Below are 24,114 nucleotides of genomic sequence, written 5' to 3'. Positions count from 1 at the left end.
GGGCCTATGAGCATAATGATCCTTGATCTGGGCAAGAACTCTTGCAGCGTCGTTGGTGTCGACGCTACCGGAGCAATAGTTACACGTCGAACGATGCGTTGCCAGACACTGATTGATTACATAACGAAACTCCCCGCCTGCATAGTTGCTATGGAAGCGTGCTGCGGAGCTCATCATCTGGGCCGCTTGTTTACGGGACGAGGTCACGAGGTCCGGCTGATGTCGCCGGAATATGTTCGCCCGTATATCAAAGCCCAGAAAAATGATGATCGGGATGCTGAGGATATTGCCGAAGCTGCATCTCGACCGACGATGCGTTTCGTCGATCTGAAGAGCCGGATGTCCATCTTGGCCATGGGGGTGCTCATGAGACCGTATATGTTGACGCAGACTGATCAGAACACCCTAATAATCCTATTGCAAACGGGGCGGGCCATACGTTTTTTGAGTCCGCTTTGGAAAGGGCTTCGCGGAGGATTTCGACCTCCATTGTCTTACGGCCGAGTATGGGCTCCAGCTCGCCGACGCGATCTTCCAGTTTCTTCACTTCCGAATTGCCGACCACCGGCTCGTCAGAATCCACGGCTGTAGCACCTCCCTCACTCAAGAGTCTGCGTCACCGGTAAAGCAGATTGGGCGCAACACCATGGCGGCGAGCGGCCGAAGATACCGTTTCGCCTGGTTCGAAACTCTGCTCGATGATCGTCAGCTTTTGCTCGGTTGGCCACCGCCGACGGCGGACATCACCTGTCAGCAATTCGACATGTCGATACTCGTTAGACATAAGCCTATACCCAAGCCTGTGCTTGAGCCTTTCTGCTTATGCCGACTGTCCGGTCGAAATGGGGGGCAGTTCAATCGGGAACTTGCTTTTTTTAATAATAGCAATAGGCTATCGGGCTAGGCTAGGCGCATACTGAAATTTTGAAATACTTTTCTGGATGCACTGGGGCAACGAAGATTCCTTCGCTATAAAAAACAAACATGCAGGAATTCTACAGGATGAATGCCCTAAGTAGAAACAAAGAACGGCCTAATGATGAGGCGCTGATGGCATTGTCTCCTGCGCAAAACATAAATGATTTCTTCAGCTTTACTGTTTCATAAGGAGATTTTTGTTTAGAAAGAAAAAGGAATATTATCAAAAAGCACAACATAGGTAGCGAATTTTTGCTTAATCTAGTACGTAAAAATTGCACTTAGCCCCTTGATGTACGAGAGGTTGTCCGTGCTGGACCTATTACTTCTTAATTTTTTGATGATACAACTAGCAATGGAGCGTAGATGAAAGGCATTATCCTAGCCGGTGGCAGTGGTACGCGTCTTTATCCCTTGACGATAGCCGTTTCGAAACAACTTCTTCCGATCTATGATAAGCCGATGATTTATTACCCGCTGAGCGTGCTCATGCTCGCGGGTATCAGGGATATTCTGATCATTTCGACGCCGCATGATTTGCCTCTTTTCCGGAAGCTGCTTGGGGATGGCAGCGAGTTCGGCATGAGTTTTTCTTTTGCGGAACAGCTTCAACCCAACGGTCTGGCGGAAGCTTTCATCATCGGTCGCGATTTTATCGGTAACGACAATGTGGCAATGATTCTGGGTGATAACATCTATTTCGGCGATGGTCTGTCCCATTTATGCGAAAGCGCTGCGGGCAATACCAAGGGCGGCTCGGTGTTTGCCTATCGGGTGGAAGATCCGCAGCGTTATGGCGTTGTCGAGTTCGACCGGGCTACTGGTAAGGCAATATCGATTGAGGAAAAACCTAGTCGACCGAAGTCCTCATGGGCAGTCACGGGGCTCTATTTTTACGATAATGATGTTGTGGATATTGCCGCTTCGCTCAAACCTTCTGCACGCGGTGAACTGGAAATTACGGCAGTCAACAATATCTACCTTCAGCGCGGAGATTTGACGGTCAGACAGTTAGGACGGGGTTATGCCTGGCTTGATACTGGCACGCATGAAAGTTTGCAGGACGCATCGTCCTTTGTGCGCACAATCGAAAAACGGCAAGGTATCAAGATTGCTTGCCCCGAGGAAATCGGGTTCGAGAAGGGCTGGATCAATAGCGATGCCGTTCTTGAACGGGCGGAAAAACTTGGGCAGACCGAATATGCCGCCTATCTGCGTCGTCGTGTTGAGGAAATTGGAAGCGAACGATGATCGCTCGTCCGTTGGAACTTGATGGTGTTCTGGAAATTATTCCGCGAAAAATTGGCGATGATCGTGGGTTCTTTTCGGAAGCTTATAATGCCAAATCGATTGGCAATGCTGGGATCAATCTACACTTCGTGCAGGACAATCATTCGTTTTCTGCAGCGAAAGGCGTTCTGCGTGGTCTTCATTATCAGTTGCCGCCGTATACGCAGGACAAGTTGGTGCGTGTGATACGGGGAGCTATCCTCGATGTGGCGGTCGACATTCGCAAAAGCTCTCCGACTTTTGGTAAGTGGATGTCGTTGGAAGTCTCGGAAAAAAAATGGAACCAGATTCTGGTGCCGAAAGGTTTCGCACACGGCTTCATAACGCTCGTTGAGAATACCGAGGTTATCTACAAGGTTACTGACTATTATGCGCCTGCGCATGATCGCACGATAAGATTCGATGATCCGGCTATTGGCATCGATTGGCCTATATCGCCTTCAGAAGTTCAACTCTCGGAGAAGGATCGGAACGCACCTCTTCTGGTCGACGCAGAAGTTTTTGCTTGAGGAATGATATGAACATTCTTGTTACGGGCGGTGCAGGTTTCATCGGTTCTGCAGTGTGCCGCCATCTGGCCGCTGATCCCAAGGTCAATGTCGTCAATCTGGATAAGCTGACTTATGCAGGTAATCTGGCCTCGCTACGCCAGATTGAAAATCATCCGAATTACAGCTTTCTTCAGGCCGATATTTGTGATGACACAAGCGCTCTAGAAGCCCTGCGCACCAACGAGATTGATGTAGTCATGCATTTGGCTGCGGAGAGCCACGTTGACCGTTCCATCGACGGTCCTGCGGCTTTCATTGAAACCAATATCATAGGCACGTTCCGCTTGCTCAATGCGGCACTTGGCTATTGGCGCGAACTGCCGGAACCACGTAAGTCGAACTTCCGCTTTCACCATATTTCGACCGATGAGGTGTTTGGCGACCTCCCTTTCGACAGCGGTATTTTCACGGAAGAGACACCCTATAAGCCGTCGTCTCCTTATTCAGCGTCAAAGGCTTCTTCGGATCATCTGGTGCGTGCATGGCATGAAACTTATGGTCTGCCAGTCGTACTGACCAATTGCTCGAACAACTATGGTCCATTCCATTTCCCGGAAAAATTGATTCCGCTTGTCATTCTCAATGCGCTCGATGAAAAACCGCTGCCGGTTTATGGAGCAGGGGCAAATGTGCGTGACTGGCTCTACGTCGAGGATCATGCGCGCGCTCTAGCACTCGTTGCGATGACGGGAAAGTTGGGTGAAAGCTACAACATCGGTGGGCGTTCAGAACGCACCAATCTGAATGTAGTGGAAACGATCTGTGCCATTCTCGATAAGAAACGGCCCCGTGCAAACGGTAAGAGCTATGGAGACCTCATCACGTTCGTAACGGATCGCCCCGGTCATGACCGTCGCTATGCTATTGACGCTTCGAAGATTGAGCGTGAACTTGGCTGGAAGCCGCAGGAGACCTTTGAAACTGGGCTTGAAAAGACCATCCAGTGGTATCTCGACAATGCTTGGTGGTGGGAGCCCATCCGTAGCGGTACCTATGCTGGCGAACGGCTCGGTGGCACGTCGAGTAAAGAGGCCAAGACATGAAAATCGTCGTCACCGGGCGGGAAGGGCAGGTTGTCCAGAGCCTTCTTGAGAAGGCATCTCAACGTTCTGATCTGCAAGTGATCGCACTTGGTCGCCCAGAACTGGATCTGGCTAAACCGGAATCCGTGCTTAGTGCCATTGAGACGATCAAGCCGGACCTTGTTGTCTCGGCCGCCGCCTACACGGCGGTGGATCTGGCAGAGGACCAGCCAGAACTTGCTTTTGCGGTGAATGCATCTGGCGCTGAAGCAGTTGCCGAAGCGGCGAAGAACTGCGGCGTTCCCGTCATCCATCTGTCGACGGATTATGTTTTTGCGGGCGACGCTGACAAACCATACGTCGAAACGGATATCACGGGACCTCGTAGTGTCTATGGAAGCTCCAAGCTTGAGGGTGAGCGTCTGGTTGCACAAGCTAATCCTCAGCACATCGTTTTAAGGACGGCTTGGGTCTACAGTCCCTTCGGCAAAAATTTCGTCAAGACGATGCTGAGGCTTGCTGAAACGCGCGATGCTCTCTCGGTTGTTTCTGACCAATGGGGTAACCCGACCAGTGCGCTCGACATCGCTGATGCAATTATTCAGGTGGCTGATCATTTGGCAGCAACCCCCGACTTTTCCGCTTATGGTGTTTATCATCTGGCTGGTACGGGTGACACGAACTGGAGTGGCTTTGCACGCGCCATATTCAGTGAAAGTGCCAAGCTTGGCGGGCCGACCACGACCGTTACGGATATTGCGACAGCCGATTATCCGACCAAAGCTGCGCGTCCTGCCAACTCACGCCTGTCGACTGCGAAATTCCAGGAGGTGTTCAACTGGTCTGCACCGCATTGGAAATCGTCACTACGGGATGTTGTAACCAGACTGGTTTAGCATCCTAGCGGAAATATCTCTGGCGCGGCATTGCTCAATGAGCGGTGTCGCGTTTTTCGTCTCTGACGGAAATAATTTCCGCCTGTACCTTCTAAATGCACCGCCCCTTGACGCCGTGCACCAACTGTAGCACAAACCTATGACACATTCGGCGATTGTGAAAAATGATTTATTGAAATCATTGAGGAATTTGACTTGGCTGGGAATCCAGGCGCCCCAGCCATGAGTCACAAGAAAAATCATACGCATATTGATTTTTCTTCTCTTTCCACACAGGTGGAGTTCTTCAATCTTCTCATATTCGCCGGATGTGCACTTAACTGTGGCACAGAGCTATGACATGCTGATTCTCTGGAAATCGGCTGTATGTCGGCTTCAGATGACGGATATGACATGGCAGTCAGACATCAGGTTCAGAATCTTCAGCGACGCGGAAATATTTTTTATTGGCGCACGCGTCTCCCGGCACAGTTGGGACGCAATATTGGTTCGCGTCACCTTGCTTTCAGCCTCAAACAATCTGATCATCGGCAAGTTGGCTACATGGTTCGCAAGCTTAATCTGATGCTGTTTGAAATCGCAGAAAACCCATGACGGGCATTCATGTCGAAAGAAGCTCTTGAAAGATTGTTCCAGTCCGAAATTATGCGGATGAAAGAGCTGGCTCGGATTGTTTGAACAGTTTCGGGCGTTTCGTTAAGTGGGTTTCGGCCTCGATTATGCCACCACCATCATCGGTGCCAGCGCGTTGAAGTAAGCCTGATCCGGGGTCTGCCAGTCAAGGGATGAATGTGGCGTCGGGTATTGTAAAAGCTCCGATAGCGACCTATTCCCGCGCGTGCCTCGGATACGGTCTTGTAGGCGTGGAGGTAGACTTCCTCGTATTTGAACGACCGCCAAAGCCGCTCGACGAAGACATTGTCTCACCATGCATCCTTGCCGTCCAACGAGATGGCAATCTCAGCTTTCTTCAGCGTGGCGGTGAAGTCGATGGAGGTGAACTGCGATCCCTGATCGGTGTTGAATATGTCCGGCTTTCCATAGCGAGCCAGCGCTTTCTCTACCGCTTCGATACAAAAGCCGCCTCCATCGTGATCGACAATCACCACGACAGAACCCGACGACTGAACCAGCCCACGACGGCGCAGAGGTAGACAAAACCACACGCCATGGGGATATAGGTCAGGTCCATCGCTCATACCTGATTGGGCCGGGTAACCGCCAGCTTGCGCAGAAGATAAGGATAAATCTTGTGTCTTGGTGCTGGTTTGGACGTGTTCGGGCGGCGATAGATCGCCTCGATGCCCATCTTCTTCATCAGCGTGGCGACATGGAGCCGCCCGGTTTCCAGCCCTTCTCCTCTCAAAAGCCCTCGCAACATTCGACTTCCCGCGAATGGATATTCGAGATGCAGTTCGTCGATCCGGCGCATCGGAGCCAGATCGATGTCGGACACTGGGCGCGGCGAATAGTAGACGCTGCCACGGTTCAAGCCGAGGAGCCTGGCCTGCCTCACAATCGACAGTTTGTGCTCGCGGTCGATCATTTCTTTCCGCCCAGCAATCCCGCATTGTCGAGCGCACCGGATAGAAAATCGTTCTCCAGCGTCAGTTCGCCGATCTTGGCGTGTAGCGTTTTCACATCGACGGCCCGACCCGCCGCTTCCGTCTTCGCTTCATCGCCGAAAAAGCCTGTCGCCCCCTCAAGGAGGTGGTCTTTCCACTGTTTGATCTGGTTGGCATGCACGTCGAACTGCTGGGACAACTCCACCAGAGTCTGCCCACCTCGGATCGCAGCAAGCGCCACTTTTGCCTCAAAAAGCCGGGCTGTGGTTCCGGCGCGGTCGTCTCGTCATGATATCTCCTGTTCCCGGCATCTAAGCCGAAGTCAGGCAGAAATTTCACTTATCCCCCTGTCCAGATTCCCCGGGCCAGCTCTATTCTCTCCTCCCAGAGTAAAATTGCCGCTACGTTTCGACTGTAGCTTATGTGATTGACATGAGGCAATAGAAATGGAATTATAATTCCACGAAAATTTTATAATGAATGTTTAATTCTATTAAAGTGTAGATGTCAGAGTGAAATTGCCGGGACACATGCGTGGAGGCAGCCCCGGAATCAGCTCTGACGAGCATGCGGGTTAATTAACAAACCGGCGGGGAGTGCCGGGCAGGGAGGAATGCAGATGAAAGCTCTTTTAAAGTCGGCGGTTGCTGGTGTTGCATTGATGGCTGCGTCGTATACAGCGCAGGCGCAGGACATAAGCATTGTCGTGGTCAGCCATGGCCAGGCATCCGATCCGTTCTGGTCAGTTGTAAAAAATGGCGTTACGGAAGCCGCGAAAGATACCGGTGCAAAGGTGGATTACCGTGCGCCCGAAACCTTCGATATGGTGCAGATGGCGCAGCTGATTGATGCTGCAATCAACCAGAATCCGCAGGGCATCGTCGTCTCTATCCCGGATGCCGATGCACTTGGGCCGTCGATTGAGAGAGCGGTTGCTGCTGGCATTCCGGTTATCTCTATGAATGCCGGTTCGGAACCATCCAAAAAACTTGGTGCGCTGCTGCATGTCGGTCAGGATGAGTTCGATGCGGGTAAAGTTGCCGGTGAAGCGCTCAAAAAGTCGGGTGGTAAGAAAGGTCTTTGTGTCAATCATGAAGTCGGCAACGTCTCACTTGATCAACGCTGCGCAGGCTTCAAGGAAGGCTTTGGTGATGTGACTGTTCTGCCAACCTCGGTTGATCCGACGGAAAACGAATCCAAAGTTCGTGCGGCATTGGCATCCGACACCGCTGTTGATACAATCCTGACGCTCAATGCGACCCTTGCCGGTGAACCGGCGGTCAAGGCCGCTTCAGAAAGTGGTCGCGATGGCATTCATGTTGCTACCTTTGACATGTCGGCGGGCTTTCTTGAAGCCGTGGAAAATGGAAAAGCTGATTTTGCGATTGACCAGCAGCAGTTTTTGCAGGGCTATCTTCCCGTTGCATTCCTGGCGCTCAACGCGAAATACGGTCTGATGCCGGGTGGCAATGTGCCGTCAGGACCAAACCTGATTACTAAGGATAAGGCCAAGCAGGTGGTCGAACTGTCTGCCAAGGGCATTCGCTAGGGCATTTCCTGTTTTGATTGAACCATTTGAAATGCCGCACCCGCCCATGGAAATGGGCGGGAATGGGTATCTTTACCTATAAGCTTGCGGCCTTCGTGGCGCACTGTCTGGAGTGCGGTTTTCTCAAGTTGAATCAAAACGGTGCTCCAACAAATTGTAGTAATGCGTATTTGTATCGATGCGCTTGAAGGAGGAAAGCATGAATGAGCCAACTTCATCTGAGCTGCCTGCTCAGGCCGGCACGCATGACCCCGTGATTGCGGCTGCGCAACAGGATGAGCGGCTGAAAAATGCCAGCCCACTGCAACGTATGCTCAGTCGCCCCGAACTGGGTGCTGTTTCAGGTCTTATCCTGATAACGATCTTCTTCCTTTCGACGGCCAATCCGGCGATGTTTACCACAGCGGGTATCATGAATTTCATGGCACCTGCCTCTCAGCTCGGTATTCTGGCGATTGCCGCCGCGCTGCTTATGATCGGCGGTGAGTTCGATCTTTCGATCGGTTCCATGATAGCCTTTGCGGGGCTGATATTTGCTGCAGCCCTTGTTGTCTTTCAGGTGCCGCTGATTGTTGCGATCATTCTGACGCTGGTTTTCGCGGCCTTCGTGGGGGGCATTAATGCGCAGATTGTGCTTAAAACTGGCCTGCCGTCCTTCATTGTCACGCTCGCATTTTTGTTTATCCTGCGCGGTCTTTCTCTGGTTGGCCTTAAATGGGCAACGGGTGGCGCAACACAATTGCGCGGCGTGAAGGAAGCCGTCGGCACGAGTACGCTTGCGGGATTGTTTTCGGGCGATGCTTTTCAGGGATTGTTCGCCTGGCTTGCAGAAAATGGCATGATAGCGAAGTTTCCGAATGGACAACCGACCGTAACGGGTGTTCCTGTTGAAGTGTTGTGGTTTGTGGGCATTGCTTTTCTTGCAACGTATATTCTTGTGCGCACCCGATTTGGAAACTGGATTTTCGCCTCTGGGGGGGATGCGCTCGCAGCGCGTAATTCCGGAGTGCCGGTTCGTCGTGTGAAAACAATCCTGTTCATGTGCACGGCGATGGCCGCAGCCCTTGTTGCAATTCTGACCGTGCTGGATGCGGGCTCGACCGATGCAAGACGCGGTTTCCAGAAAGAGTTCGAGGCGATCATTGCAGCGGTCATCGGTGGATGTCTGCTGACCGGCGGCTATGGTTCCGCTATCGGCGCTTTCTTCGGCTCCATCATATTTGGCATGGTGTTGATTGGTCTGACTTACACGACGATTGATCAGGATTGGTATCTCGTATTCCTTGGCGGAATGCTGCTGATTGCCGTTCTCTTCAATAATTTCATTCGCAAGCGCGCCACTGGCGAGCGATAGGTTTCAGTACTCACGCAGTTTTGAACGGAAAACCGGTTCCCACTTTTCCTGAAACTGCGCTGATAGGGAGTATCAAATATGACAGCCCCGATCATTGAAGTTCGCAATCTTGTCAAACATTTCGGGCCGGTTATTGCTCTTAACGGTGTTTCACTGAGTGTGGAGCCGGGGCAGGTGCATTGCCTGCTTGGCGATAATGGTGCCGGTAAATCGACATTGATTAAAACGCTTTCCGGCGTGCATAAGCCGACGAGCGGAGAGTTTTTTGTCGAAGGCAAACAGGTTGTTTTTGGCAGTCCGCGCGATGCACTGGATCACGGTATTGCTACGGTCTATCAGGACCTTGCCATGATTCCGCTCATGTCGGTGATGCGAAACTTTTTTCTTGGGCGCGAGCCTACCAAGGGCATTGGGCCGCTTAGATGGTTCGATACACAATTGGCCGAAGATGTGACGCGTGAGGAAATGAAGAGGATCGGCATCGATGTGCGCGATCCTCAGCAGGCGGTCGGTACGCTTTCGGGTGGCGAGCGTCAATGTGTGGCAATTGCACGTGCGGTCTATTTTGGCGCGAAAGTACTGATCCTTGATGAACCGACCTCGGCGCTCGGTGTTCGGCAGACGGCCATGGTGCTTAAATATATCAATCTCGTGCGTGAGCGTGGACTTGGTGTGATCTTCATCACCCATAATGTGCGTCATGCCCATGCCGTTGGCGATAAATTCACGGTGCTTAATCGTGGCGCCACGCTTGGCACACGCACAAGAAGCGACGTGGATATGGATGAGCTGCAAAGCCTTATGGCCGGTGGTCAGGAACTGACTGATTTGTCTTCGGCATTGGGTGGACGCGTTTAATTTGTACTTGGCGCGTTGTAGCACAGCTTTTTTCAGAGCGTGGCGTGATCTGCGAGCGTCCAGCCAGGCCATAGCGGGTAGAGTGATGGCGCTGGACCATTTCGCAATGACAGCATCAGACTTGAAGCCAGTCTTGCGCGGCTCTATCACGAGCCGATTATATTTATTCTCACGAATATCGGTGAGGGCAGAAGCGGCGGCCTAGCCACGTGCGGACCATATTATTTCGCTTTATGCTCCGCTCATCCTTCCGCAATTTTTTAGCACGCCTTGTCGAAGGACAACGTCAGTAAGCATCTGGATTGGGTGTTCGGTGTGACGATTGCACTCGGTCAACAAGTTTTTAGGAGTCTGTTAAGGAAATAGTAACGCAATGAAACAATTTTTCATGGTGCGTGATTTCTTGGATATGGAGGTTTTAGGCAATGAATAAAATGACAACCACTGTTGCGTTGGCGCTTGCAGGGTTGGTGGCGAATTCTCTCGCGGCTTCGGCTAAAACAAGCCATATTGGCGAATTCAGGGACTGGGGCGTTTATCAAAACACGCAGTTGCCCGGAAATAAATGCTATGCTTTAACCGTGCCGTCGAGTTTCCTTCCCGCAGGTGTCCGGCATGGCGATAATTTCATCATCATTTCCAAGATTGGCGCGAGTTATAGCCCGCAACTTGTGATGGGATATGACCTGAAGCCTAATAGCAAAGTGAAAGTGATGGTCGATGGTGCACAGTTTCCATTCTTTAGCGAAGGAAACCGCGCCTGGGCACAGAATGAAGGCGATGAGGCACGTATTGTCAGCGCCATGCGGTCAGGGCGCACGGTAAATGTGCAAGCCACATCCGCGCGCGGCACTCAGACCCGCTATAGTTTTTCGTTGATGGGGCTGTCTGCATCCCTTCAACGCGTTGATCGCTGCTAGAGTGTTTCCTGTTTGGATTGAATTATTGGAAATGCTCTAATTAAAAAGGGTTTTAAAGAATAAAGCCCCGCCAAAGGGCAGGGCTTTATTCTATGTTCAATACGCTGTTATCACGAGAGCCAGCTCTGGTGTTTATACCAGTCATCGATATCCGATTTTACCCGGTCCTTCTCGATGCCATAGCGCTCCTGAATCTTGCCTTCCAACTGTTCGCGGCGACCGTTGATCTGGTCGAGATCATCATCAGTGAGCTTGCCCCACTGCTCCTTGATCTTACCCTTTGCTTGCTTCCAATTGCCTTCTACGCGGTTCCAGTCCATTGGATTTCCTCCGTTCTGGTTGTTGTGATGAGTTAACGCGTGAAAAGGCAATTGGTTCAGATTTTTTGGATGGGCTTTAGAATGCGTTTCGATTTGATTGAATCATAGCGCGCTTTAAATTCCCAGGAACTTGAAAGGTTCTGCGTCCTTGAATTCCTTGTTTGCAACACCTGAAAAAATGTTGCGCTGATCAGGACCAAGATCAAGTTTCTGCACTTTTCCCTTGTCGGCAGAAAAATCAATTGTGTTCAGATCAACCCAGAAAATATTCGGCGTGAGGGCTGATTCAAAGAAATACAGTTTGCGTTTCTGGTCAGACACCGTGCGCCAGCGTGTCGAAGAGATATTGGGCTGGTCCGGTGTCGTTAAGCCGTAAGGGACGGAAGCGTTGCGGATGACGCTGAACACACTTGCGATGGATTCAACCGCATCGTTGGTTTTTGGAACGGCATTGATATAAAATGACGCGCGCGTGAAGCGGTCCGAAGCCCGGTTTGTGCCCGGCAGCATCACGGTGCCGCCAATCTGCGTCCAGTAAGAATGAAGGGCGAGTTGCTCGTCAAAGGTCGGCGAATTGGTCAGAACCTGATATTTTGGGCTGTGGTGAATGACCTGCTTGCCGTCGATATACTCCACAATTGCACTGTCGCCGGATGCATCCGATATTGCAAGATGCAGTGTTGCAAGCCTGTTTTCGCCTGGAACATAATCGGTGACGATTGTGAAGGGATTGGCGCTTAGCGCTGTGACAGCTTCATCGACAGTGGCGAAATTATCGAGAACATATTGCGCCCAGGCTGCGATTGAAAGCCCCGGACCTGTGCCGTCATATTTAGGATATTGGGATTCAACCAGCCATAGCACGTTGGCGACGAGACCGGCCTCGTTCATTCCGTCGGTGGTGGAAATATCGTAGCCTGATGAGATGACGCTGCCATATTTTGAGGTCCACTGGATGGAGTTTGGACCAGCTTCGCCGCTGCGTTTCATGCCGCGCGGGAAAATCCAGAGGTTGGTGCCAACATCGACACTCCAGTCCATCGAGCGTGCTGTGATGATTTGATCATCGGCGCCAAGATAGACCACGCGTGTGCACGCTTCCACGACCGGTGCCGCCAGCATGCTGGCAGCGACGAGCACGCTGGTGCATGCGGCTGTAAATGATTTTTTCAGAATAGACATTGATAACCCCCTGCTTTTCAAATGGTACTTCGTTCACATGTTCATGAGTTTTCATCGTTCGCCGCCATAGCCACGGCGTTTCCATTCGCTCAAAGGCATGATGTCTGGCAGGCCGCCGCCTGCTTCAAACCAAGAGTCTACCACCCACTTCACACCGCTGTTGTCCTCAATGACGGCTGTCCAATGTGGATAGCGGCCATCAAAGAAACTGCCACGCGTCGTTTTGCGTGCGGGCTGATGATATTTCAGCCAACCGCGAGAATGAAGATAGCGGATAAAGTTGTCTGTATTCGTTGATTCGTCAACACAATCCATTTGCCCCTTGATGCGCGCCCGACCAAACTGCATGCGTGGCTTGTCACGCACTCCGATTGTGAGTGTGCTGCGCTCCTCAAAAAGTGCCACGGCTTGCCGCAGCGCCTTGCGCTCGTCGGCAGGGGATTGAGCGCCTTGCCGCAACAGGCGCTCAATGCGGCTCAAGTCCTTCGCAGTGAGGATGACTTTGGTTTTATAGGAGCAGTCATAGCCGTGGCAAACCCGAAAGGTTGCAGCATTGGCCTGCGGAATGGCTGCGAACAAAACTGTTGCGCCGATCGCTAGCATCAATGGCCTTAAATGGCGGCTATTTGGGAAGCATGTAATGATGGCGGATTATCCCAGCTTATGGTTTGTGAACAACAGTGAGGGTTGTATGCGCTCAATTCCCTGATAGGGGTTGGCATGGATTGCCAAGATCCACAGACAAAATGCAGCGGTGGTTGAATAGATAATCAAGGATTTGATGCCAGCTACCACTCTATCTGCATGGGTGGCTGCGATGGTGATGGCCGTGAGGATCGTCAGAAACAGCAGCATATACCATTTATACATATCGACAGAGGTCGACCCTACGGACAAGCGCGTATTGCGCGCGTCCTGCAATTCATCGAAATCATGGACGAGCTGCGAAATGATGGGTGTCGGAATATCCGTTCGTGCGAGGTCGACAATCTCGCGGCGGATGTTCTGCAATGCGATTTCGACCGCTACTGCCGGCTCGATATTGCTGTGTTTCAGCCATTCGTCTTTCACGACTGCATCGCGATAATCGACAAGCGCGCTGCGCAAGGCAGGTACATTGAGAATATCGGGGCTTGCGGCGCCAACAAGTCGTGAAATCGATGATCTTTCTTCACTGGTGGCTTGGTCCGCTTTGGAGTTTGCGGTCCAGATATCGGCGGCAACAAACCCCAGCGATAATGCCCATGCCGTTGCGATTGTGCTTATGAATGCACCGATTGGTACGGACAACACATCATGGTTTGCATGCTGGGAAAGCAGGTGGAGCGCAATATGGCCCGTAGCGTAGCAACACACCCCCAGCAGTAAAAAGATGATGAAAGAAGCATAGACTGAAAGTTCAAAAATCAGAGACATCCGTTTCTCATTGCTTGAGATATGTCAGGACGGGCAGCCTTTGTGAACAATCAGAAAGCCAAGTCCCAGTCCTATAAGGCCTTAGTTGAAGCCAGAAAGGAATATGTTGCAAGGACGAAATAGGGATGTGCTTATTTCTTTCTAAACAAAAAGCCGCCCGTTATTACAGGCGGCTTCCTATTGGTCTGAGTTTTTTCAGCTTAGAATACAACTGAAAAACCAACCACTGGCCCATGCTGCGTCACATCATATTTGAACTTTTCACGCGTATCGTTGTCGCGGTAATTTTGATGAAGCGCACGATAGCCGACACGCCATATTGTAGGTAAGTCAAACAGCTTGGTGCGGTAGCCAAGGTAAATCTGACCATTGGCGCTCAGTTTCGTTCCGGCACCAAAGCCGCCGATATCTGCTTCTGCGGCGATATTCCAGCGATCATTAATGTCGTAAAGTACGCGTGTTCCGATAAATGGATCGGTCCAGTCTTTCTTGCGGGACTCGGTGTAAGGCCCCACGCTCAATGTTGCTTTCAGCTGCGTCCAGCGAACGCCCGCCGTTGGCTCAATCGCAAAAACGCGCTGTTTGCCAAAATAGGTCAGACCATCCAGATCATGCTGATAAATACGATAAAAAACACCACCGGTCAGCGTTGTAGAGACAATGTCCAGTCCAAGCTGTCTGCCGAGAACATCTTCGTCCTGGCTGGTCTTGGTGTATTGCCCATCAAAATAAGCGCCAAACGTGCCGTTGCTAATCTCGACATTGCCCATGAAACTCATATCGAGATTGTTGAAAATATCCTTAAAAGGAACGTCCACAGTGGTGGAACGACCGAGTAAGCCAGCATTACCATTCAGTGATGCACCCCATACATAAGGGCTGAAGATCACGCGCCAGCGCTGTTGATCCTGTATTTCTGTTTGAACAGGTGCCGGCGCTATAATGTCGGCCGCCAATGCAGACGCCGTTGGCATTACGGCAAATGTGCTTGCTAAAAGGATGTTACGCATAGTCATACCCGCAAAACTCTTGCCACCATTGCCTGAATTCAGCTTCATTTTGGTCTAATCCCCCGGGAGCGTAATTTAGAATAAATTAAAGTATTTCCAGAAAAGGCTCATTAACATCAATATGTTAATCGTGGCGGTAAATAAACTGAAAAGTTCGATTGTTACACAGTTTTACTCAATTGACGATCAGCGGCAGGGGTTATTTTGCTTGTTTTTACGTGGGCGCTGCCAGCATTATTCAATCAACCGAGGTGGCACGGAAAATGAAAGTAGAAACTCTGCTTGAGAAAAGTGATTAATTTTCAGGGGGGAGGGCGACAAGACGGTCGCCCCTTTCATGATCAGGGAACATCGTCATAACCAGAGACGCCGCCTTCGTTTTCAAGGCTTGCAATGCGTTTTGATTCTGAGCGGTTGAATTTCAGTCTCACGCCAAGTCCGCCGCCATTCTCCCAGATGAACTGTGCTCCGACCTTTTCGAGCGTATCTTGAAGGGCCTTGTTCTGTTCGTCAGTGGGCGCACTGATTTTTCTTTCGAAATATTCGATGACCTGCGCGTCGATACCGGATAGCTGGGCAAGACGATCCCGCGAAAATTCCACCAGCGCCCGTGCTGCGCGACATTGTGGTCCTGTGATCATGGCAGTATTCCTTGTCATCTCAGATATACGCGATTTATTTAAGTCTATGACAAAACCCGGAAATTGCTATGTGACTTTTTGATGGATTCGTGGTGGATGATCAATCGATCACGTAATTTTGAATATTGCGTTTTTTCGTGAACAAAATTTGACCACAGTCTTGCTTGTTCGCGGAGCGCACGTTTCTTACATAAGCGTTGCGCCGCAGGAGGGGCACCGTTGGCTTGGCTTCTTTTCAGGTTGATATGTCGACCTGTCTTATCAACACATAATCAAATGGTTTGCGATGACCACTTATAAATATTTTATCTGGCCTGCCGTTTTTACGGTCATAGGCTTTCTCGGCGCGCTCTGGCTCGGATATTCGATGACGGGCACGGTCGGTGGCATGATTTCCGTTTTTATCATCTGCGCGGTGCTCAGTGTTCTGGAAATCTCGCTATCCTTTGACAATGCTATTGTAAACGCGCGTATCCTGCGCGACATGACGCCGAAGTGGCAGCATCGATTTCTGACATGGGGCATTGTGATTGCTGTCTTTGGCATGCGTATCATCTTCCCGCTTGCCATTGTCGCAGTTGCTATGTGGACAGACCCTCTTTCCGCACTCAAACTTGCTATCTGGCAACCGGATGAATATGCGCGGGTGATTGCAGAATCTCACACGGGCATTGCCGCCTTTGGTGGCACATTCCTCATGATGGTTGGCATGAAATACTTTTTCGATGTCGAGAAGGACGTGCATTGGGTCAAGGCCATTGAGAGCCGCATGTCGAAGTTTGCTTCGGTTCAGGGGATCGAGATTGGTGTTGCCGTCGCACTTATCCTGTTTTTCTCCTACCAGCTTGATGCCGAACACTCGCACACTTTCCTTGTGGCTGCGCTGTTTGGTTTGCTGACCTTCCTTGCGGTTGAGGGGCTGGGTGCTGTTCTTGATGCCTCACAAGAGCAGGTGGACATGGTTCACCGGGGTGGGCTTGGCGCGTTCATCTATCTGGAAGTGCTTGATGCCAGCTTCTCGTTCGACGGTGTCATCGGTGCCTTTGCGCTGACGACGAACCTGTTTGTGATTGCCATTGGTCTTGGTATTGGTGCGTTTTATGTGCGCTCGCTCACCATTATGTTGGTGGAGCGTAAGACGCTCGGCCAGTATCGCTATCTGGAGCACGGCGCATTTTACGCCATTCTGGTGCTGGCAGTGATCATGTATGTACAGACACTCTACCATATTCCGGAAGTTATTACTGGTCTTATCGGTGCAGTTTTGATTGGTCTCTCCTTCATATCCTCAATCCGTTATAACAAGAAAAACCCTGAATGGCAGAAAGAGGCTGACGAGACAGCCCTTCAATGAGTTGCGAATGATAAATAGCGATAAAAGGCGGCAATTGCCGCCTTTTTTGTTGACCGAATCAAAAGAGTTGGCAAGCGTTGCTCCACTCACGGTATGGCCCGTCTGAGCGTATCTTCATAAGCTGTCAGCTTCAAAAAGGCTGTGGCTACGACTTTTTTGGAGAGGGGTTTTCCATGGTCGTCACCCGTTTAAGCAAAACCGTCTTTGTCGCGGCGATTGCTTTTTTTGCAACACTCGTTTCTTTCGGCAATATCACTGATTACGGCAGCAATTTTGCCTTCGTTCAGCACGTGCTTCTGATGGATACGATCTTCCCGGATGCAACAATCAAGTATCGGGCGATTGAAAGCAATTTCCTGCACAATGCTGCCTATATCATGATTATTGCAGCAGAAACGTTGACTGCAATTCTCTGCTGGATCGGTGCTTTTGCCATGTGTGGCTGTTTGAGCGGTGATGCAAAAAGCTTCAACCGTTCCAAGAAGTGGGCCATTGGTGGGCTCTCGCTTGGTTTCCTCGTCTGGCAGGTTGGCTTTATGTCGATTGGTGGCGAATGGTTCGGCATGTGGATGTCGTCAACCTGGAACGGCATCGAATCTGCATTCCGCTTCTTTATCACCATCATTGCCGTGCTGATTTATGTCGTTTTGCCGGATGGCGAGATCGAAAAATAATCAGATGAAATGCGATGCAAGGGTGGGTTCGTTGATGAGTTCAACACCTGCCTTTTGCATTTTTTCAAGCATCGCATTCATTGAGCCGCCAATATCAATGCCGCGGCAGGCATCAAGCCGGACACGCACCTGAAATCCATGTGATACGGCATCCAGGGCCGAAAAGGCGACGCAGAAGTCGGTTGCAAGTCCCGCAAGTGTCAATGATGCGATATTGCGGTCACGCAGATATCCCGCAAGTCCGGTTGGTGTTTGACGGTCGTTTTCATAAAAAGCTGAATAGCTGTCCACTCCCACACGAAAGCCCTTGCGGACGACAAGCTGCGCGCGGTCCCGTTGCAGATCGGGATGAAAATCAGCGCCATGGGTGCCTTGAATGCAGTGGTCAGGCCATAATGTTTGTGGCCCATAAGCCATCTCAACATTATCATAAGCCTTTTTTCCGGGGTGGCTGGAGGCGAAGCTGGAATGGCCGGCCGGATGCCAGTCCTGTGTCAGAATGACATGTTCGCTCTCATCAATCAGCCGGTTGATTGCAGGTAGAATTTCATCACCTTTATCAACAGCCAGCGCACCACCGGGACAGAAATCGTTCTGAACATCGATAACCAGAAGGGCATGACCAATCATAAGGCACTCCATTGAATTTAACGGCATAGTGGTGCGCTATGTGGTTTGGTCCGTCAAGTCGTTCAGGCATCAATCTCGACACGACCACGCGGACGGCTGCAACAGGCGAGGATGTAGCCTTCCGCCACTTCGTCATCACGAATGCCGCCATTGTGGTTCATTTCGGTTTCGCCAGCGATGCATTTGACTTTGCAGGTGCCGCAGATGCCGAACTCGCAGGCACTCGGAATTTTAAGCCCGCCATTGCGCGCTGCGAGCAGGATCGTGTCGTTTTCGGTGCATTCGACTTCAACGCCCGACAGGCTGAAGACAATGCTTGCCGGGGCAACAGCGGGCGCGGTAGGGGCGGTTGGAGTATCTACAGCAAGAGCGGATGGTACTGGCACCGACGAGATTTCGGTCGCAGGCTGAAAGCTCTCCTGATGATAATTGGCCATATTGAAGCCTGATTGCTCCAAAAGGCCCCGCACACCATTCATGAATGGCTCAGGCCCGCAGCAAAATACTTCGCGCTGCATGAAATCAGGTGCCAGCAGTTCCAGTCGGGCGCGGTCAATGCGCCCGTGTAGGCCGGGCCAGACATGGCGGGCTGAGGATTGTTCAACGATAAAGGCAAGGCGCATGGCCTCCATGCGCCCTGAAAGCAGTTCGAGCTCCTTGCGGAAAATAATGTCGTCGGGCGTGCGTGCGCAATTGATGAAAGCAACATCGCTTGTCGGTGCACAATCAAACAGCCAGCGCGTCATGGACACCATTGGTGTGATGCCGGAGCCAGCCGAGATGAAAAGATATTTGTCGCTCGGATGATTGGCGAGCGAGAAGTCACCATTTGGGCCATAGGCTTTGATGGTCATTGGCGGGCGAAGATGATCAAGCATCCAGCGGGTGCCGATACTGTCCTTCTGGGCCTTGACCGTGACCGAGATATGGTAGGGCCGCGAAGGGGTCGATGACAGCGTATAGGTCCGCAGCACCGGCCCCAATCCATCAGCGCGTTCAATCGGCAGTTCGAGGGTGACAAACTGGCCCGGTGTATAGCGGAACCAGTTGTCCTCCAGCGTTTTGAAGGAGAAGGTCATGACGTCTGGCGCTTCTTCGATGGCCGAGATGCATTGCAGCATTTGCAGCCTGTCGTTCCACGGCAGCATCTCGTCCAGATATTTCAGAGGCTGCATGGCCTTCTCACTTCTCACTTCTCAATGGCTTTATTTTACGCAACGCGGCTGAGTTTCGCAGTTTCACCCTTCAGGCGAGGTGTGACTGTGTTGGTGTACCATTCGAGGAACTGCATCACGCCCCCTTCATGCTCGACCGAATAAGGACCGGGCTGATAAGCAGGTGAGCGGATGCCGACCGCATTTTCTTCCACAATCTGACGATCCTGATCATTGGTCTGAAGCCAGACATGGGTCAGTTCATTGAGATCATAATCAACGCCTTCAACCGCATCCTTGTGAACCAGCCATTTGGTTGTCACCATGGTCTCTTCGGCGCTGATCGGCAGCACGCGGAAAGAGATAGCGTGGTCGGCCATCAGATGGTTCCACGTGGATGGATAATTGAAGAGCAGCATTGCGCCGATATTGGTGTTACCAGCAACCTTATCGCTCAGTGGCTTTTTGACAGCCGGCTTGCCCGACATGGTGTAGCTTACAGCATCGCGCAAGAGTGGAATGCGGGTGATGCGATAGCGGCCATCGTCCGACATGGTGAATTGGGCTGGCAAACCGATCGTTGCGCAGTTCTTCCAGAGCTGGTTGATTTCCGGGTCTTCCATAACGCCCTGCACGCCGGTAGCACTCGGTGCTTCGGGATAGGTGCGGCAAAGCTCCGGGTGGTTGGCCGCACAGTGATAGCACTCACGGTTGTTTTCCCACACGAGCTTCCAGTTGCCCTTCTCGATAATTGAGCTTTCAAAGGCGACCTTGGCTTCCTTGATGTTATGCGGGGCGAGATAAGGCTCAACGAGACTGCGGAAGCTGTTGAAATCCGGTGCTTCATCAGCAACGCAGATATAGATATAACCAGCGACGCTCTCGCAATGAACCTGTTTCAAACCATAGTCGGCGGGCTTGAAATCCGGACCGACCTGACGCGCAAAGAGAAGGCGACCATCAAGTTCATAGGTCCACTGATGATAAGGGCAGACGAGTTTTGCTGCAGTGCCTTTTTCGGCAGAACAGATGCGTGAACCGCGATGACGGCAGGAATTGTGAAACGCGCGGATGCCACCCTGTGCATCGCGCACGATCACGACCGGATAGGCACCCACCTGAACGGTCATATAAGAACCGGTTTTGGGTAGCTCGCAATCGTGGCCGACAAACAGCCAGTCGCGATAGAAGACGTTTTCCAAGTCCAGCTTGTAAAAATCGGGATCCGTGTAAAACTTCTGCTCAAGGCTGAAATTTGGGTCGCGCCCAGTCAAAAGCCCCAGCATTTCGTTGCGAACGTCCATAGTATTGAACCCTCTGTGTCCATCATCATGAGCCTGCAGGCGCTGTTCTCTCAGCGACGCATGCCCGGTGGAATGTTCCCGTTGTCTTCTGGAAGCACAGCTTTTCCCATTATCTCAATGGCTTGCCTGCTCATGCGATCATGTTCAAACTGACTTCCGTTGTCATGATTCAATCATTGAAATGTTCTAAACGCGCATTGGGATGCGACATGATTTTCGCGTAAAGACGACACGTCAAAATGACGCGCAGCAGTTTGCAAATGTGTGGGGTGTGTGCGTGTGGGATTGCCAAGAGCACTCAAAGGCAGTTACCAAACTGCGAAATATATCCGGTTTCATTGTATGGGAGGCTTAGAGGCCATGAAACGTTCTGAAGTTAACGAGATTATCCGCGAAAGCGACGCTTTCATTCGTTCTTTTGGCTACGTCATGCCTCCCTTCGCTTACTGGTCACCAGAAGAGTTGAAAACGCGCACTTCAAGCGACGCAAAGGCCATTCGCGATGGGCGTCTTGGCTGGGACATTACGGATTACGGTCAGGGCAAATTTGCTGATCTTGGATTGTTTTTGTTCACGACGCGCAATGGCAATGCTGAAGACCTCAAGCGCGGCGGTGGAATGCTCTATGCTGAAAAGATCATGATCTCGCGCAAGAATCAGATTTCGCCGATGCATCGCCATGTGGTCAAAGCAGAAGACATCATCAATCGCGGTGGTGGTACGCTGGTTCTCGAACTTTTCAATTCGCGCGCGGATGGCAGCGTTGATGAAGCAAGTGATGTGACGGTCGCCACCGATGGCCGCCTTGTGACGCAAAAGGCTGGTGCGCATCTCAAGCTCAGCCCTGGCGAAAGTGTCACGCTTTTGCCGGGTAACTGGCACGCGTTCTGGGGTGAGGGGGGCGACGTGCTGATCGGAGAAGTTTCGACCGTCAACGACGACCTGACGGATAATATTTTCCGCGAGCCGATCGGACGTTTTTCCAATATTGAGGAAAACGAACAGCCACTGCACCTTTTGGTGTCAGACTATGATAAATGGCTCTGAGCTCAACTAAAGGACTGAACATATGAAGCTGGCGATGATCGGAACGGGCTATGTGGGTCTGGTGTCGGGTGTGTGTTTTGCCGAATTCGGCTTTCACGTCACCTGTGTCGACAAGAATCCGTCGATCATCGAGCGGCTCACTGCGGGCAAGGTTACGATCTTCGAGCCGGGGCTTGATGAGCTCATGGGCCGGAATATCCGTGACGGTCGGCTTGAATTCAGTACCGATTTGGCGACAAGCGTCGCCGATGCCGATGTGATCCTGATCGCCGTTGGCACTCCGTCACGGCGCGGCGATGGCGAGGCTGATTTGCAATATATTGAAGCTGCTGCCGATGAAATTGCCGCCGCTATGAAGCCGGGAGCGGTGGTTGTCATTAAGTCGACAGTCGTTGTCGGCACCAATGCGCGCATTCGTGATCGTATTGCGCACGCGCGTCCGGGGGTTGAATTCTCTATGGTTTCAAATCCGGAATTCCTGCGCGAAGGCTCGGCAATTGAAGATTTTATGCGGCCTGATCGCGTCGTCGTCGGCGTTGATGATGAGCGTGGTAAGGCTGCCATGCAGCGGCTTTACCGGCCGCTTTATATACGTGAAACGCCAATGGTGATCACGTCGCTGGAAAATGCTGAAATCATCAAATATGCCGCCAATGCCTTTCTTGCGATGAAGGTCACGTTCATCAATCAGGTGGCCGACCTTTGCGAAAAGACCGGCGGTAACGTGCAGGAAGTTGCGCGTGCCATCGGCATGGATAAACGCATTGGCTCAAAATTTCTGCATGCGGGGCCGGGCTTTGGCGGCTCGTGTTTTCCAAAAGATACACGTGCCTTTGCCGCGACCGGCAAGAAATATGGCGCACCGCAGTCGCTGATCGAAGAAGTGATTGCAGTCAATGAGGCGCGCAAGCAATCAATGGCAGAGCGTATCGTTGCCGCGGCCCATGAGAGCGGAACGAAGACTGTTGCGGTGTTGGGGGTCGCTTTCAAGCCGAATACAGATGATATTCGTGAATCGCCATCGCTGGATATTATTGCAGCGATTCGGAAGGCGGGTATTACCGTGCGCGCGCACGATCCTGAGGCAATGGATGCTGCAAGATCCGTATTGCCCGATGTGGTCTGGTGCGGCTCTGCCTATGAGGCCGCAGAAGGTGCAGGCGTTGTAGCGCTGCTGACCGAATGGAATGCCTACCGCGCCCTTGATCTCAAGCGATTGCGCGGTGTGATGGATGGTAATGTTTTGATTGATCTGCGCAATGTCTACAAAGCCGAAGACATTGCTGAGACGGGGCTTGATTATCGCTCAGTGGGACGGACGTCGAAAATCCAGTCGCTATCCGCAAAAGCCCATTAATTTGCTGCCCTAAGCCTCTTTTTCTCATTCGCAATCAGCCAAAGGTTGCGAATGTAGACAATCAGGCCGAAGCCTTGGCCTGCGATAAAGACTGGATCCTTGCGCTGAATTGCGTAAATGAGCAGCAAAACGCCGCCGACCAGCGAAAAGAACCAGAAAGCCACAGGCATTACGCTTTTTTTGGCCTTTTCAGATGCCAGCCACTGCACGACAAAGCGCATTGTGAAGCAGGCCTGCGCAACGAAGCCCAGAATGATCCAGCCGTCCCACTGCGCCACGAATACATCATGAAGCCATTGGACCACGCTGCTAAAAATATCAGTCATGGGTGATCTCCGTCACGCGTGGCACAACCTTGCGACGCTTGCGCAACCACCATACGCCATAAAGGTCGAGAATGCCGCGCAGACCTCGGTCGAGAATACCGTAATTGGATTTGCCGTGACGCCGTTCGCGGTCGGTGACGTCGATATGCACGACATCAAAGCCCTCACGCAGCGCAAGCGCTGGCAGATAACGGTGCCAGCCGTCAAAAAATGGCAGTTGGCGGAATAGATCGGTATGCAAGGCTTTCAGTCCACAACCGGAATCGCGCGTCTTGTCTTTCAGGATCGCGCCGCGCAGATTGTTGGCAAAGCGCGAAGAAAGCTGCTTGAGCTTGGTATCCGTGCGCTTGAGGCGCTGACCGGCGGCGATACCAAAAGCGGGGCCAGCATTGATCAAAGCATCTGCGAGCGCTGGCAGATAGGCCGGGTTGTTCTGCCCATCGCCATCCATTGTCACAACAATCTGGCCGCGGGCCGCGAAAACGCCGGATCGCAAAGCAGCGCTTTGCCCGGAGGAGCGATCATGACGGATATGGCGCAGCGGCTTGCCTGCATGGATGCGGCCTGCCAGTACATCGCTGGTGGAATCTGTCGAGCCATCGTCAACGACAATCACTTCATACGCGCGGCCCAGCATGGCGCTGTCAACCTCATCAAGCAGGAAAGCAAGGTTGTCAGCTTCATTGCGACAGGGGATGACCACTGAAATCGTTGGTGTTGCCAAGCGGAGTTTCCTTCATTCCTTGCGCATTTTCCGTCAAATCGTTGCTAATATC

The 24,114-nt window shown here is 51.8% G+C and carries 24 protein-coding genes and 3 pseudogenes; 14 read left to right on the top strand and 13 right to left on the bottom strand.

The window, feature by feature from the left end; genetic code table 11:
• Positions 1–6: 6 nt before the first annotated feature.
• Positions 7–348: pseudogene (locus OPR82_RS13870) on the top strand (IS110 family transposase); the annotation flags it as partial.
• A gap of 94 nt (positions 349–442) precedes the next feature.
• Here the strand turns inward: OPR82_RS13870 and OPR82_RS13865 are convergent.
• Positions 443–784, bottom strand: a pseudogene (locus OPR82_RS13865) (transposase); the annotation flags it as partial.
• A 500-nt stretch (positions 785–1,284) separates the two neighbouring features.
• Here OPR82_RS13865 and rfbA point away from each other — a divergent pair.
• The 5 genes from rfbA to OPR82_RS13840 all read left to right on the top strand — a co-directional run bounded on the left by rfbA (position 1,285) and on the right by OPR82_RS13840 (position 5,271).
• Positions 1,285–2,169: a glucose-1-phosphate thymidylyltransferase RfbA gene (gene rfbA, locus OPR82_RS13860; RefSeq protein ID WP_265985467.1), complete on the top strand. Its 885-nt coding sequence runs from the start codon at positions 1,285–1,287 to the stop codon at positions 2,167–2,169.
• The gene (gene rfbC, locus OPR82_RS13855; protein WP_265985466.1) at positions 2,166–2,717 is read left to right on the top strand and encodes a dTDP-4-dehydrorhamnose 3,5-epimerase; all 552 of its coding nucleotides are present in this window, start codon (positions 2,166–2,168) and stop codon (positions 2,715–2,717) included. Before rfbA ends, rfbC begins: the two co-directional genes overlap by 4 nt.
• A gap of 8 nt (positions 2,718–2,725) precedes the next feature.
• Positions 2,726–3,802, top strand: a complete 1,077-nt coding sequence (gene rfbB / locus OPR82_RS13850; protein ID WP_265985465.1) for a dTDP-glucose 4,6-dehydratase — start codon at positions 2,726–2,728, stop codon at positions 3,800–3,802.
• Positions 3,799–4,677, top strand: a complete 879-nt coding sequence (gene rfbD, locus OPR82_RS13845; protein WP_265985464.1) for a dTDP-4-dehydrorhamnose reductase — start codon at positions 3,799–3,801, stop codon at positions 4,675–4,677. The genes rfbB and rfbD overlap by 4 nt, the downstream gene beginning before the upstream one ends.
• Positions 4,678–5,043: 366 nt before the next feature.
• Positions 5,044–5,271, top strand: coding sequence for a DUF6538 domain-containing protein (locus tag OPR82_RS13840; protein WP_265985463.1), 228 nt, complete (start codon positions 5,044–5,046; stop codon positions 5,269–5,271).
• A 123-nt stretch (positions 5,272–5,394) separates the two neighbouring features.
• On the opposite strand, the pseudogene OPR82_RS13835 reads toward OPR82_RS13840, so the two are convergent.
• A pseudogene (locus OPR82_RS13835) lies at positions 5,395–6,532 on the bottom strand (IS3 family transposase).
• Between the two features lie 329 nt (positions 6,533–6,861).
• On the opposite strand from OPR82_RS13835, the gene OPR82_RS13830 reads away from it, so the two are divergent.
• The 4 genes from OPR82_RS13830 (at position 6,862) to OPR82_RS13815 (ending at position 10,923) form a co-directional block, all read left to right on the top strand.
• Positions 6,862–7,791, top strand: coding sequence for a sugar ABC transporter substrate-binding protein (locus OPR82_RS13830; protein WP_265985462.1), 930 nt, complete (start codon positions 6,862–6,864; stop codon positions 7,789–7,791).
• Between the two features lie 199 nt (positions 7,792–7,990).
• Complete coding sequence (locus OPR82_RS13825; protein ID WP_265985461.1) at positions 7,991–9,145, top strand: ABC transporter permease; 1,155 nt, start codon at positions 7,991–7,993, stop codon at positions 9,143–9,145.
• 78 nt (positions 9,146–9,223) lie between these two features.
• Complete coding sequence (locus OPR82_RS13820; protein ID WP_265985460.1) at positions 9,224–10,003, top strand: ATP-binding cassette domain-containing protein; 780 nt, start codon at positions 9,224–9,226, stop codon at positions 10,001–10,003.
• Positions 10,004–10,428: 425 nt separating this feature from the next.
• Complete coding sequence (locus OPR82_RS13815) at positions 10,429–10,923, top strand: invasion associated locus B family protein (RefSeq protein ID WP_265985459.1); 495 nt, start codon at positions 10,429–10,431, stop codon at positions 10,921–10,923.
• 110 nt (positions 10,924–11,033) lie between these two features.
• Here the strand turns inward: OPR82_RS13815 and OPR82_RS13810 are convergent, their stop codons facing one another.
• From OPR82_RS13810 to OPR82_RS13785, 6 genes are all read right to left on the bottom strand, one after another.
• Positions 11,034–11,243, bottom strand: a complete 210-nt coding sequence (locus OPR82_RS13810) for a CsbD family protein (protein WP_265985458.1) — start codon at positions 11,241–11,243, stop codon at positions 11,034–11,036.
• Positions 11,244–11,357: 114 nt separating this feature from the next.
• Complete coding sequence (locus OPR82_RS13805) at positions 11,358–12,425, bottom strand: linear amide C-N hydrolase (protein ID WP_265985457.1); 1,068 nt, start codon at positions 12,423–12,425, stop codon at positions 11,358–11,360.
• A gap of 51 nt (positions 12,426–12,476) precedes the next feature.
• The gene (locus tag OPR82_RS13800) at positions 12,477–13,028 is read right to left on the bottom strand and encodes a hypothetical protein (RefSeq protein WP_265985456.1); all 552 of its coding nucleotides are present in this window, start codon (positions 13,026–13,028) and stop codon (positions 12,477–12,479) included.
• A 48-nt stretch (positions 13,029–13,076) separates the two neighbouring features.
• On the bottom strand, positions 13,077–13,841 hold the full coding sequence (locus OPR82_RS13795) for a bestrophin-like domain (RefSeq protein ID WP_265985455.1): 765 nt from the start codon (positions 13,839–13,841) through the stop codon (positions 13,077–13,079).
• A 200-nt stretch (positions 13,842–14,041) separates the two neighbouring features.
• A complete protein-coding gene (locus OPR82_RS13790; RefSeq protein WP_265985489.1) occupies positions 14,042–14,851 on the bottom strand; it encodes a hypothetical protein in 810 nt (269 codons plus the stop codon).
• Positions 14,852–15,192: 341 nt separating this feature from the next.
• Positions 15,193–15,492, bottom strand: coding sequence for an XRE family transcriptional regulator (locus OPR82_RS13785; protein WP_265985454.1), 300 nt, complete (start codon positions 15,490–15,492; stop codon positions 15,193–15,195).
• Between the two features lie 286 nt (positions 15,493–15,778).
• Here OPR82_RS13785 and OPR82_RS13780 point away from each other — a divergent pair, with 286 nt between their 5' ends.
• Both OPR82_RS13780 and OPR82_RS13775 read left to right on the top strand, forming a co-directional pair.
• A complete protein-coding gene (locus OPR82_RS13780; RefSeq protein WP_265985453.1) occupies positions 15,779–16,846 on the top strand; it encodes a DUF475 domain-containing protein in 1,068 nt (355 codons plus the stop codon).
• A gap of 173 nt (positions 16,847–17,019) precedes the next feature.
• Positions 17,020–17,520, top strand: a complete 501-nt coding sequence (locus tag OPR82_RS13775) for a DUF2165 family protein (protein ID WP_265985452.1) — start codon at positions 17,020–17,022, stop codon at positions 17,518–17,520.
• Here the strand turns inward: OPR82_RS13775 and pncA are convergent, their stop codons facing one another.
• The 3 genes from pncA to OPR82_RS13760 form a co-directional block, all read right to left on the bottom strand.
• Positions 17,521–18,150 (bottom strand): bifunctional nicotinamidase/pyrazinamidase, encoded by a 630-nt coding sequence (pncA, locus tag OPR82_RS13770; RefSeq protein ID WP_265985451.1) that lies wholly within the window; start codon positions 18,148–18,150, stop codon positions 17,521–17,523.
• 62 nt (positions 18,151–18,212) lie between these two features.
• Positions 18,213–19,325: a hybrid-cluster NAD(P)-dependent oxidoreductase gene (locus OPR82_RS13765; protein WP_265985450.1), complete on the bottom strand. Its 1,113-nt coding sequence runs from the start codon at positions 19,323–19,325 to the stop codon at positions 18,213–18,215.
• A gap of 35 nt (positions 19,326–19,360) precedes the next feature.
• Positions 19,361–20,608 carry an aromatic ring-hydroxylating oxygenase subunit alpha gene (locus OPR82_RS13760; protein ID WP_265985449.1) on the bottom strand — a complete coding sequence of 416 codons (1,248 nt, stop codon included), beginning with the start codon at positions 20,606–20,608 and terminating at the stop codon, positions 19,361–19,363.
• Positions 20,609–20,968: 360 nt separating this feature from the next.
• On the opposite strand from OPR82_RS13760, the gene OPR82_RS13755 reads away from it, so the two are divergent.
• Both OPR82_RS13755 and OPR82_RS13750 read left to right on the top strand, forming a co-directional pair.
• Positions 20,969–21,655 carry a D-lyxose/D-mannose family sugar isomerase gene (locus OPR82_RS13755; RefSeq protein WP_265985448.1) on the top strand — a complete coding sequence of 229 codons (687 nt, stop codon included), beginning with the start codon at positions 20,969–20,971 and terminating at the stop codon, positions 21,653–21,655.
• A 22-nt stretch (positions 21,656–21,677) separates the two neighbouring features.
• Positions 21,678–23,012 carry a UDP-glucose dehydrogenase family protein gene (locus OPR82_RS13750; protein ID WP_265985447.1) on the top strand — a complete coding sequence of 445 codons (1,335 nt, stop codon included), beginning with the start codon at positions 21,678–21,680 and terminating at the stop codon, positions 23,010–23,012.
• Here the strand turns inward: OPR82_RS13750 and OPR82_RS13745 are convergent.
• Both OPR82_RS13745 and OPR82_RS13740 read right to left on the bottom strand, forming a co-directional pair.
• The gene (locus OPR82_RS13745) at positions 23,009–23,338 is read right to left on the bottom strand and encodes a lipid-A-disaccharide synthase N-terminal domain-containing protein (protein WP_265985446.1); all 330 of its coding nucleotides are present in this window, start codon (positions 23,336–23,338) and stop codon (positions 23,009–23,011) included. The two genes, OPR82_RS13750 and OPR82_RS13745, sit on opposite strands and share 4 nt — an antisense overlap.
• On the bottom strand, positions 23,331–24,062 hold the full coding sequence (locus tag OPR82_RS13740) for a glycosyltransferase family 2 protein (protein WP_265985445.1): 732 nt from the start codon (positions 24,060–24,062) through the stop codon (positions 23,331–23,333). Before OPR82_RS13740 ends, OPR82_RS13745 begins: the two co-directional genes overlap by 8 nt.
• Positions 24,063–24,114 lie beyond the last annotated feature (52 nt).

The organism is Ochrobactrum chromiisoli, assembly GCF_026241335.1.
In the GTDB taxonomy this organism is placed as follows: Bacteria; Pseudomonadota; Alphaproteobacteria; order Rhizobiales; family Rhizobiaceae; genus Brucella; species Brucella chromiisoli.
The sequence above is the reverse complement of the archived record's forward strand: the minus strand, read 5'-3'. Positions and strand labels throughout refer to the sequence as shown.